The organism is Flavobacterium palustre (genome assembly GCF_014639535.1).
Classification (GTDB): Bacteria; Bacteroidota; Bacteroidia; order Flavobacteriales; family Flavobacteriaceae; genus Flavobacterium; species Flavobacterium palustre.
In genome coordinates, this window is sequence record NZ_BMGA01000004.1 from 272465 (window position 1) to 285551 (window position 13087).

Sequence of the window (13087 nt, forward strand, 5' to 3'; positions counted from 1 at the left end):
AAAATATGAGAGTATTTAAATTTGGTGGAGCATCGGTAAAAGATGCTGCCGGAATAAGAAACGTATATGACGTTTTACAAAAAGCAGGTTACGAAGATGTATTATTAGTTGTTTCGGCAATGGGTAAAACAACTAACGCCCTAGAAGTAGTAATCAAAAATTATTTTGATAAGTCTCCTGAACTTAATGCATCGGTACAGGAAATTAAAAAATACCACAACCAAATCTTATTGGATTTATTCGAAGACGAAAACCATGCTGTCTTTGCTGGTGTAAATGAACATTTTTCTGATTTAGAGTATTTCTTAGCTCATAATAAATCGCCTAACTACAACTTTGTTTACGATCAAATTGTAAGTATGGGAGAAATTATTTCAACTACTGTTTTGAGTTATTACATGAATTTCATGGGGATTGAAACCCAATGGATTGATGTTCGTAATTATGTTAAAACTAACAACAACTACCGTGATGCGGAAGTGGATTGGGAATTGACTCAAAAAAATATTGCTAACAATATCAAAACTAAAATCCTGAATATTACTCAGGGATTCTTAGGTTCTGACGAAAATAACTTTACTACTACTTTAGGTCGTGAAGGTTCAGATTATACTGCTGCTATTTTTGCATATTGCTTAAATGCGGAAAGCGTTACTATTTGGAAAGACGTTCCGGGAGTTATGAATGCCGACCCAAGATATTTTGAAAACGCCAGTTTGTTAAACCAAATATCGTACCGTGAAGCAATCGAATTGGCTTTCTACGGAGCAACGGTTATTCACCCAAAAACGTTACAGCCATTACAAAAAAAGGAAATCCCTTTACACGTAAAATCTTTCATCAATCCATTGTTAAAAGGAACTGTTGTTAGCAAAGGAGCTACTTTAGAGCCATTCATGCCTTGCTTTATTGTAAAAAGAGAGCAATTGTTAATCTCTCTTTCTTCTATCGATTTTTCATTCATCATGGAAGAAAATATCAGTGAAATTTTTGGTTTATTCCATGAATTCAAAATTAAGGTAAACTTAATTCAGAACTCAGCAATTAGTTTTTCTGTATGTGTTGAGGATAAGTTTGGTAACTTTAAAGACTTGCTTGCTATTTTGTCTAAAAAATTCAAAGTGGGCTACAACGAAGATGTAACCTTATACACTATCAGACATTTTAACGATGCTGCTGCTCAAACAGTAGTGGAAGGAAAAACGGTATTGTTAAAACAATTAGGTACTGAAACTATGCAAATTGTTACTAAAGAAGGTTAATCTTTTTTTATTATACTTTTCTAAAAAGACACTGTTATTTAGCAGTGTCTTTTTTATTACATTAGGAAATAATAACTTAATAGTTTGATAATTCATAAGTCTGTTTACAAAAACTTTGTTTAAGTATTTTTATCAAAAATGATTAAACTATGAATTTAAACACACCAAGCAAAACCATTTTAGTAGCTCCGTTAAACTGGGGTTTAGGACACGCAACACGCTGCATTCCTATTATTAAAGCCTTACAGGACAATAATTTTATACCTATTATTGCCTCAGACGGCATTGCTTTGGACTTATTAAAAAAAGAATTTCCTTATTTAAAATTTCTCGAACTGCCTTCTTACCAGATAGAATATGCCAAAAACGGAAAATATTTTAAATGGAAACTACTCAAGAATTGTCCAAAAATGATTGAAGCCATTTTGGAAGAAAAAAAAATGGTAAAAAAATGGATTAAGAAATACGATATCGACGGCATCATTTCGGACAACCGACTTGGAGTTTTCAGTAAAAAAGTGCCTTCGGTATTTATCACGCACCAACTTAATGTAATGACCGGAAACACTACCTGGCTGAGCAGTATTTTACACCAAAACATCATACGAAAATATACCGAATGCTGGATTCCGGACACAGCAAGCACTCCCAATTTAGCCGGCGAGCTAAGTCATTTAAAAAACCATGATTTAAACATCAAATACATTGGTCCACTGAGTAGAATACAGCAGAAAAAAGTGGAAAAAAAATACGACTTGATGATTATACTTTCAGGACCTGAACCACAACGGGGAATGCTGGAAGAAAAATTAAAAAAAGAAATCACGCTTTACAATGGACAGATTCTTTTTATAAAGGGAGTCATAGAAAAAGAGCAAAAAAAGGAACAACTGGAGAATGTTACTTTTTACAATTTCATGCACAGCCGTCAACTCGAACAGTCTCTAAACGAAAGTGATATTATTCTTTGTCGTTCAGGATATACTTCGATTATGGATTTGGCCAAACTAAACAAAAAAGCCTTCTTTATCCCTACTCCTGGTCAATACGAACAATTATACCTTGCTAAAAAATTAAAAAAAGAAAATCTTGTCCCTTTTGCAACTCAGGATGATTTTTGTATTGAAAACCTAAGTGAAATTGATACTTATAAAGGACTCTCAGAAATAAAATCAAACATCAACTGGTCTGAAATTTTCAATGTTTTTTCATTAAACGAACACTAATCGACCAAAAAAATGGTCAATTAGTGCGTTTAAAGTGTTATCCTGTATAACCCCCGTTTACAGGATAACGAAACAAAAACTAACCTACTAACTAGCTACTTTATAGCAACAATTACAAATTCACTTCGTCTATTGGCTTGATGTTCTTCTTCAGTACACTCAACACCATCAGCACATTTATTAACTAATTGCGATTCACCATAACCTCTGGCTGTCAATCGGGAAGCGTCAATTCCGTTTTGAATCAACCAGGCTTTAGTGGCTGCGGCTCTTCTTTCCGATAATTTCCAGTTATACATTGCCGTGTTTCTACTATCGGTATGCGAACGAATATCAATTTTAATCGTTGGATTTTGAATCATTACATCTAAAATTTTAGATAATTCCAGAGCTGCATCTGCCCGGATATCCGATTTATTCAAATCGAAATAGATAATTTTTATACCAAATACTTTAGCAATATCATCTCCAACAGTTACTTTTTTCAAAGTTTTTTCTATGCTAACCGGAACAAAGGTTTTACCGGTATTACCAGCAATTGTTGTCGTAATCTCGTCGGTATTATAGGCTTCTTTTTCGGTTTTGATATAATATTTGGCTTCACATTCTACTTCTCCAAAATCAAATACTCCTTCACTATCAGTGGTAGCCGATTTCAACAATTGATAACTACTGCTAAACAAACTCACCTTAGCATTTGTAATCAATTGATTCGTTTCAACATCGGTTACTTTACCACCTAAAAACTGTTCGCAGGGATATTCTATCGATCTGTTTTCCTTAACCTTATAAATATCATCTCCTCCCAATCCGCCATCTCTGTTTGAAGTTACATAACCCATTTTAGTAGCGGGATTGATTAACAAACCAAAATCATCCTTGGAACTATTCAATGGTTCGCCCACATTTAAAACCTCTTTAAAACTTCCGTCCAGCCTTGCTTTTGCAACAAAAACATCCATTCCTCCTAAACCAGGATGTCCGTCAGAAGCAAAATAGAGTTCGTTTTTTTCGGTTATGAAAGGAAAAGTTTCTCTTCCTTCAGTATTAATAGTTTTACCTAAATTTTCCGGAGTACCAAAAGTTCCATCTTCATTTACACTTACTTTATAAATATCCGACTGCCCTATTGTTCCGGGCATATCAGAGGCAAAATACAAGGTCTTTTCGTCAAAACTCAAGGCCGGATGCGCCACACTGTAATTATCGCTATTAAAAGGTAATTCGGTTATATTTTCCCATTTTTCACCATTTAAAGTCGCTTTATAAATTTTCAATAAAGTAGTCTTATTAACATCGTTTCCTCGCTTACCGGCATTATAATTGTTTCGGGTAAAATATACCGTATTAGCATCCTTAGTAAAAACCGGAGTTGACTCGTGAAATTTGCTGTTCAAATTTTCGAATGCTCTTTTTACATTCCCAAGCATACCATCTGAATCTATATTGGATTGATACAAATTAGTAAAACCCTCTCCTGTCCATGGGTCCATGCGTTTTACAAAACTTCCGGTATCTCTGGCAGAAGTAAAGACCAGGTTTCCTTTGTAATAGGAACTGCCATAATCCGAATATTTAGAGTTGATTCCGGCATTTTCTATATTATATCTTCCTGAATTTTTCTTAATAATATCAAGATAATTTTTTTGAGTAGAAGCCAGTTTTGCTCTTAAATCATTACCGTTTTCCCTATTAAATTTAGCCATCATCTCATCTGCTTTCCCATACTCTTTAATGGATTTTAAAGATTGAGCAAATCGATAATAACATTCGGGAGTGACAATGGTTTCAGTCGCGAATAACTCTTTATAATATTTAGCTGCATTTTCTAAATCGCCACTGAAATAATACGCATTAGCCAATTTTAAAAGCATATCGGGAGATTTATAACCTCTTTCAAACATACGTTCATAGGTTTTTATCGCATCGATATAAGCAAATCTGTCATAATCTTTATCCGCTTTATTGTCTTTGGAACCAACTTGTGCCGAAAGTTGCAAAGCAAAAAAACCAAACAACAATATTAATATGTAGTCCTTTTTCATATAAGTAAAATTTATTTGTCATAGGTCATATATGTTATCGTCTTTTTAGTTATTGGTGTTCGCTAACGCAAACTTGTTGTTAGTGACGATTTCATAAGCCGTATTATTTAAAAGAATCTTGGAGTTATTATTCTTCTTTGAATATTAAACAATTCAAAACGTAAAAATATCTCGTGAGAACCTGAGTTGTAGTTTTCTAAACTGGTGGTATCAAAATCATAACTATAACCCACCAGCAATCCATCAGTAATTTGGATTCCCGCCATTGCTGTGGCTGCGGCACTCCAGCGATAAGCAAGTCCCAGTGAGACCTTATCCTGCAATAAAACATTGGCAGACAAATCGACTTGCAAGGGAGCTCCTGAAACTATTTTAGTCAAAATACTCGGCTTTAACTTCACCGATGGACTCAAATCAAACACATAACCACCCATCAAATAATAATGCAATCGATCTTTGACAGCTGCCGAAGCATTATCATCAAAATGTCTTACGTTTAAAAAATTAGGAATCGAAAAACCTAAATACAACTGATCCGAATGATAATAAACCCCTGCCCCAATATTAGGAGCAAACTCATTATCAATATTATTCTGAAACAAGGGATTGCCTGTATCGTATCGATTCAGTTTAGTGTAATCTACGTTTAACAAATCAGCCGAAACTTTGATTCCAAAAGACAGATCAAATTTCTCAGAGGTTGGAATTGTATAGGATAAATCCGCTCCGATATTACTTTGATCCCCCGCACCAATTTTGTCATTTACAAATGAAACTCCTATTCCTAACCTTGAATTCTGCAATGGAGAATGAATTGAAAATGCGTTTGTAGTAGGCGCTCCGTCTAATCCTACCCATTGTGTACGATGTAACCCAAAAATACTTGTCATACCACGACTACCGGCATACGCAGGATTAATTGTAATGGTATTATACATATAATGGGTGTATTGTGAATCTTGTTGTGCAAAACCAGACACCATGGCTAACAACAGCAGTAGTATTATAGAATTTGTTTTCATATACGTAAAATTTATTTATCAGAAGTCATAACAATCTGCTGACAGACAGCTATGGTATTTTGATTTCATACTCTTATTTTAATTTATTTCTAAAGAAACTTTCCTATCGGCAAACTGCTTTTAATCATTAATTAAATGCAGATAACCCGACTTATCATATCCTTTCCCTTCTACATCTACATATTTAAGCACATAGAAATAAGTTCCGTTTGGCAAACCTTTAGACTGACTTACTGTTGTTCTTCCTTCTGAAATCCCTCTAAACGCCTTATCAGCGTTATTGTAACCATCTACTTCAAACACTTTCACTCCCCAACGGTCAAATACCTGAACTGTATTATCTGGATAACAATCCAAACCTCGTATGTATAAAATCCTTTCATACACTGAGCCTACATTAGGAGAGACAGCATTAAATACTTCTACAACACAACCTTCAACACCTATTACAGTAGCATCGTCTTCTAATGGATTATCATCATCTGACAAATCCTGGACTACTACACCCAATGGACTGGTTCCAAATACCGTTGCCTGATTATGAACATTTCCAGCAATAATATCCTGCTGAGTAAGGGTGTAGGTAGCCGTAAAAGTGGTATTATCCATAGCTCCAATAGGCATACTAATAGTCCCCGAATTCATATCAAGACCAACCTTTGTATCCTGAATCCAGACATTAGACAAGGGTACATTACCCATATTCATAATAGTGTAAGTATATTTGATTGTCTCTCCAATTTGTGCCTGACCATCAAGATTTTCATCCTGAAACTCACCCTCTAACATTAATGCTATTTTTGGAGATTGAGCTAATGGCGTAATTGTACATGCTGGACAATCAGGATTAACCGGACAACTAACACAAGGTATCGGATCGGTTGATGTATTGGTCACTTTTGTCTCTTTAGGTGTTGTTGCCTCAACAAGAGCTAAATTATAAACCAAACCAGCATCAATATCTGCCTGAGTGATTGTATAAGTTGCCGTAAAAGCAGTGCTATTAGAAGTATTGTAAGCCAATGTTGGAATAGCATTACCCACTATTGCAACTTTTTCATCAGTTACAATTACATCATAAAGTGTTGTATTTCCGGTATTACGAACTACAAAAGTGTAATTAATTTGATCTCCTGCATTTGTTAGTCCATCATTATTTGTATCAACATACACACCGTCTTTAGTAACACTAATTGAAGGATTTGCTGTAATTTCAGTTATTGTTGGATTATCATTAGTAATTGTTGTACCCGATATATCTTCAACGTCATTCCCTTCCGGATCTTTGGCCACTACTAGAGCTGAGTTGGTTATTTCACCGGCATCAATATCTGCCTGTTTTAAAACATAAGTCCCAACAATAGTATTATTTGTAGCACCCGGAGCTATAGTCGCAATTGTTGATACAGGAATAGTCAAACCAACCATCGGATCAGTAACCACAACATTGGTCAAAGTCGTGTTTCCGGTATTTGTCACTCTGAAAGTATAAGTAATCACATCTCCTAAAACGCCTGTTCCTCCCACCACAGCGGTTTTTACCAAAGCAATAGCATCATTTTGTGTTACCGGAGTCTCGGTTGCATCATTATTATCAACTGCTGTTCCTGAAATATCAGTCACATCATTATTCTGTGGATCTTTAGCTGTTACTAAGGCTGAGTTCGTTACCCTTCCCGCATCAATATCAGCCTGAGTGATAGTGTAAGTTCCCGTGATACTTGTATTTGTGATTCCCGGTGCTAAACTGGCTATCGGACTTCCTGAAATCACTAAACCTGTCATTGGATCAGTAACCACAACATTTGTCAAAGTCGTGTTTCCGGTGTTTGTCACTCTGAAAGTATAAGTAATCACATCTCCTAAAACGCCTGTTCCTCCTACCACAGCAGTTTTCACTAAAGCAATAGCATCATTTTGTGTTACCGGAGTTTCGGTTGTATCATTAGTCGTTTCTGTAGTTCCTGAAATATCCGTCACGTTATTATCCTGTGGATCTTTGGCTGTTACTAAAGCTGAGTTCGTTACCCTTCCCGCATCAATATCTGCCTGAGTGATCGTGTAAGTTCCCGTGATGCTTGTGTTTGTAATTCCCGGTGCTAAACTGGCTATCGGGCTTCCTGAAATTATTAAACCTGTCATTGGATCAGTAACCACAACATTTGTCAAAGTCGTATTTCCGGTATTTGTCACTCTGAAAGTATAAGTAATCACATCTCCTAAAACGCCTGTTCCTCCTACCACAGCGGTTTTCACCAAAGCTATAGCATCATTTTGTGTTAGCGGAGTTTCAGTTGTGTCATTGGTTGTTTCAGTAGTACCTGAAATATCCGTCACATTATTATTCTGTGGATCTTTGGCTGTTACTAAAGCTGAGTTTGTTACTCTTCCGGCATCGATATCAGCCTGAGTAATGGTGTAAATTCCCGTGATACTTGTATTTGTAATTCCCGGTGCTAAACTGGCTATCGGACTTCCTGTGATAGTCAAACCAATCATTGGATCAGTAACCACAACATTGGTCAAAGTCGTATTTCCGGTATTTGTCACTCTGAAAGTATAAGTAATAACATCTCCTAAAACGCCTGTTCCTCCTACCACAGCGGTTTTAACCAAGGCGATAGCATCATTTTGTGTTACCGGAGTCTCGGTTGCATCATTATTATCAACTGCTGTTCCAGAGGTATCCGTTACGTTATTATTCTGTGGATCTTTGGCTGTTACTAAGGCTGAGTTCGTTACCCTTCCCGCATCAATATCAGCTTGCGTAATAGTGTAAGTTCCCGTGATGCTTGTATTTGTGATTCCCGGTGCTAAACTGGCTATCGGACTTCCTGAAATTACTAAACCTGTCATTGGATCAGTAACCACAACATTTGTCAAAGTCGTGTTTCCGGTATTTGTCACTCTGAAAGTATAAGTAATCACATCGCCTAAAACGCCTGTTCCTCCTACCACAGCAGTTTTCACTAAAGCAATAGCATCATTTTGTGTTACCGGAGTTTCAGTTGCATCATTATTATCAATTGCTGTTCCTGAGGTATCCGTTACGTTATTATTCTGTGGATCTTTAGCAGTTACTAATGCTGAGTTCGTTACTCTTCCGGCATCGATATCTGCCTGAGTAATGGTGTAAGTTCCCGTAATGCTTGTATTTGTAATTCCCGGTGCTAAACTGGCTATCGGGCTTCCTGAAATTACTAAACCTGTCATTGGATCAGTAACCACAATATCGGTCAAAGTCGTGTTTCCGGTATTCGTCACTCTGAAAGTATAAGTAATCACATCTCCTAAAACGCCTGTTCCTCCTACCACAGCGGTTTTTACCAAGGCAATAGCATCATTTTGTGTTACCGGAGTTTCGGTTGCATCATTGGTCGTTTCTGTAGTACCTGAAATATCCGTCACGTTATTATTCTGTGGGTCTTTGGCTGTTACTAAAGCTGAGTTCGTCACATTCCCCGCATCGATATCAGTTTGAGTAATGGTGTAAGTTCCCGTGATGCTTGTTGTAGCACCCGGAGCTAAACTGGCGATTGGATTACCTGTAATAATCAAACCGACCATAGGATCTGATACTAAAATATTTTTTAATGTTGTTGTACCAGTATTTTTTACTGTAAACGTATAAGTAATTACATCTCCCAAAACAGCTGTTCCTCCTACCGAAGCTGACTTGACTAAGGCAATCGATGAAGTTTGTGTAACAGGCGTTTCGGTGTTATCATTTGTTCCAATTGTAGTTCCTGAAATATCAGTTACATCGTTACTTAACGGATCTTTTGCAGTCACCAAAGCCGAGTTAACTACTTTTCCCGCATCAACATCTGCCTGAGTAATGGTGTAAGTTCCTGTTATAGTTGAATCAGTAACTCCCGGTGTTAAACTGGCAATTTGATTGACCGGTATTGTCAAACCAATCATTGGGTCGGTTACTACGATATCTGTTAAAGTTGTTGTCCCTGTATTGGTTACAGCAAAAGTATAAGTAATAACATCTCCTAAAATCCCTGTTCCTCCAACGGAAGCTGTTTTTACTAATGCGATTGTTGATCTTTGACCAACCGGAGTTTCTGTAGAGTCATCGGTAGCTATTGTAGTTCCTGAAATATCAGTCACATCATTATTCTGTGGATCTTTAGCTGTTACTAAAGCTGAGTTAGTTACCTTTCCGGCATCAACATCTGCCTGAGTGATAACATAAGTACCCGTAATACTTATATTAGTAGCACCGGGAGCTAAACTGGCAATTGGACTTCCTGTGATAATCAAACCAACCATTGGGTCAGTCACAGCAACATTAGTCAAAGTTGTTGTTCCGGTATTGGTTACCGCAAAAGTATAATTAATAGTATCTCCTACAGTCCCTGAACCTACAACACTTGCTGTTTTCACCAAAGCAATAGTTGAAACCTGATTTACCGGCGTTTCCGTGTTATCATCTGTACCCAATGTAGTTCCCGAAATATCAGTCACATTATTATTCTGTGGGTCTTTAGCTGTTACCAAAGCAGAGTTAGTTACCTTTCCGGCATCAACATCTGCCTGAGTAATAATATAAATTCCTTTAACAGTAGTATCAGTAACTCCTGGTGCCAAACTAGCTATAGGACTTCCTGAAATCACTAATCCTGTCATTGGATCAGTCACAGTAACATTAGTTAAAGTGGTGTTTCCGGTATTAGTTACAGCAAAAGTATAAGTAATAACATCTCCTATAGCCCCTGCTCCACTTACTACGGCTGTTTTAACCAATGCAATAGAATTTGTCTGAACTATTGGAGTAGCGGTACAATCAGTACAAGTCGGATTTACCGGACAGGTTGCACAAGGTGTCGGATCGGTAGAAGTCGCCGTAATAGTTATTCCTAAAATAGTTTGAGCCGTAACAGTCGCTAAATTATACACTACACCGGCATCAATATCAGCCTGAGTTATCGTATATGTAGCCGTATAAGAAGTAGTATCATTTGCACCCGGTGCCAAAGTTGCTATTGGGCTTCCGGTTACTGAGGCGTTATTATCTGTTATTGTTACATTAGTTAAGGTTTTATTACCTGTATTTGTAATAGTAAAAGTATAATCAACTCTGTCGCCTGCATTTACAATTCCGTCATTATTAGCATCTACATAAGTTCCATCTTTTGTCACTGAAATTGATGAAGAATTACAAGACAGATTTCCACTGCCTTCATCATCACTTTCAGAAGTATTGACAAATGCCCCATATACATCAATCGAGTTAATAACGCTTGCTACGGAATTTAAAGTCAGTTTAATTTCGTCAAAAGGTAAATTAGTTTTAAAACCAACATTATAAACTCCCGGAGTCGATCCTAAAACATCAATTCCTAAAAGAGATAAATCAGCCAATTGTCCCGCTGATCTTGCTTCCTGCAAAACACCATTGTTATAAGTGCTTATTATCATCGATTGCAATAAATTCACCTGTGCTAATGTTCCTAAATCTCTAATTACAAAACCTGCAAATGTTCCTTTAGGATAAGTAAACAAATGATCTTTTACCGCTACAGAACCTGAACCGACAACCCCTGCTATCAAAGTAATATTAGCAAAATCAGTTTCATCGGCAGTTAATAAATTATCCGTATCATTTACAGCACAAGCCACACAAGCCACTCCATCAATACCGGTATTATCTCCGTTTATTGTTACGGGAAAAGCCGGATTTGTCCAAAGATAATTTTGATTACAGGCTACAACAGGATCGCATAATCTTTGAAAAACGGCACTGTAAACTCTAACTTCTCCAAGATTTACTGCGACCAAATTTTGAAAAGTAATTTGGACTTCATCAAAAGGCATTGTAGCAACAAAACCAATTGTTTGTTTTCCTGTTCCTACTAACAAATCGGTCCCAACAGCCACTAATGGACCATTACCTGACTTTGTTTCCTGCTGAACACCATCTAAATAAGTAGTAACCCTTACAGCCCCCAAAGCATCAACATTAAGCAAGGCCGGATTTTCTATAGTATAACCCGTAAATGTTCCTACAGGATAATTGGTAATTTGGTCTTTAACCGATAGACTTCCAGTAGTTCCTACTCCTACCGATAAATTAACACTGGCATAATTACTAAGGTCTGAATCTGTTAAATTATCCTGATTAGTCACTGTACACAATGCACACACTAAACCATTAATTCCTGAATTGACATTATTAATATATACCGGATATGTTGGTGTATTTAAAGCTGTTTGCATATTGCACGGCAACTCCGGTCCGGCGCAAAATCGCTGAAAAACTGCCCCATACACTCTGGTAGTCCCCAGATTCAAACCTATTGTTTGATTAACGGATAGTTTTACTTCATCAAATGACTGATTAGCAACAAATCCTAATTTAAAACGTCCTCCCGAAGCAAGCAATGAAGCATTGGCAACCAAATTAGTCCCTGAAAATTGTTCTCTGAGCACCCCATCCAAATAAGTCGAAACCACGACATTTCCCAAAGCAGCGATACTCAAAAGATTCGAATTCTCGATTTCAATACCGGCATAAGTACCCGCCGGATAATCAGTAATCATCTCTTTTACAGCAATACTTCCCGAAGCCAGCAGCCCAACAGTTAAATTAATCGTTGCATAATCCGTATCACTGGAACTAATGGCATTTTCAACATCTGCAACACTTCCCACACTTACTCCTGACATTCCTGTATTAGCCTGACTGATAGCAACCGGATGAGTTGGCAAACTTAATTTAGTAATGGTATTACAATCTAAGGCAGGACCGGCACAATATTCTCTGATTACTGCGTGGTAAATATCAGTAGAACTCAACAAAGACACTCCTCCATCTAATACTATTTCAATTGCATCAAATGTTGCAGAAGTATTAAAACCTACAATATAATCTGTTGGACTGGACAGCAGTGTTAATCCTAATAAAGAAGCACCTGTCATTGTTTCGGTTAAAACGCCGTCATTATAAGTTCGTATCCTTATTCCGTTTAACAAATCCAAACTAAGCAGTCCTCCACCAGGAGCAATTTTAAATCCGGCAAATGTTCCCGCAGCATACGTTGAATTCCCATCAGTTACACGCAACGAATGATTAGTGCCTACACTTAAAACTCCAAAACTTGCCGTAGCAAAATCGGTTAAACTTGCATTGATTAAACGGCTTTCATTAAATATTCCGCAACCTAAAAGCGAAGTACAAACACCACTGGTATTAGTACTTACTGATAAATCATCAAAATTAGCCAAAACAAAAGGAGTTGGAGTTACAGCATTACATTGTCCGTAAGAATTGAAAGACACTATAAATAAAGCAGTAAACAATAATAACTGATTACAAATGCTTTCGAACAATCCTGTTTTAATAGTATTCTTATTAAATAAATCAAGGTAATTATTTCTCATAATCTAAAGATTTTTGAATTTGATTTAAATCAACATTAGGGTTTAATTTTGAGTAATGGACACTCAAAAAGAGAATTAAACCCAACAGCAGTAACGATTCATTTACAAAAATAAAATATTGATTATGGAAAATATCAGAA

Annotated in this window: 5 protein-coding genes; 2 read left to right on the forward strand and 3 right to left on the reverse strand. The window is 36.7% G+C overall.

Annotation, left to right across the window (positions count from 1 at the left end):
- Positions 1 to 5: 5 nt before the first annotated feature.
- Together IEV84_RS10355 and IEV84_RS10360 are read left to right on the forward strand one after the other, a co-directional pair.
- A complete protein-coding gene (locus tag IEV84_RS10355) occupies positions 6 to 1262 on the forward strand; it encodes an aspartate kinase (RefSeq protein ID WP_188494206.1) in 1257 nt (418 codons plus the stop codon).
- 149 nt (positions 1263 to 1411) lie between these two features.
- The gene (locus tag IEV84_RS10360) at positions 1412 to 2488 is read left to right on the forward strand and encodes a glycosyltransferase (protein WP_188494207.1); all 1077 of its coding nucleotides are present in this window, start codon (positions 1412 to 1414) and stop codon (positions 2486 to 2488) included.
- A 95-nt stretch (positions 2489 to 2583) separates the two neighbouring features.
- Here the strand turns inward: IEV84_RS10360 and IEV84_RS10365 are convergent, their stop codons facing one another.
- From IEV84_RS10365 to IEV84_RS10375, 3 genes are all read right to left on the reverse strand, one after another.
- Complete coding sequence (locus IEV84_RS10365) at positions 2584 to 4533, reverse strand: OmpA family protein (protein ID WP_188494208.1); 1950 nt, start codon at positions 4531 to 4533, stop codon at positions 2584 to 2586.
- Between the two features lie 107 nt (positions 4534 to 4640).
- A complete protein-coding gene (locus tag IEV84_RS10370) occupies positions 4641 to 5555 on the reverse strand; it encodes a PorP/SprF family type IX secretion system membrane protein (RefSeq protein WP_188494209.1) in 915 nt (304 codons plus the stop codon).
- A 120-nt stretch (positions 5556 to 5675) separates the two neighbouring features.
- Complete coding sequence (locus IEV84_RS10375; RefSeq protein WP_188494210.1) at positions 5676 to 12947, reverse strand: CLIPPER-2 domain-containing protein; 7272 nt, start codon at positions 12945 to 12947, stop codon at positions 5676 to 5678.
- Between the last annotated feature and the right edge of the window lie 140 nt (positions 12948 to 13087).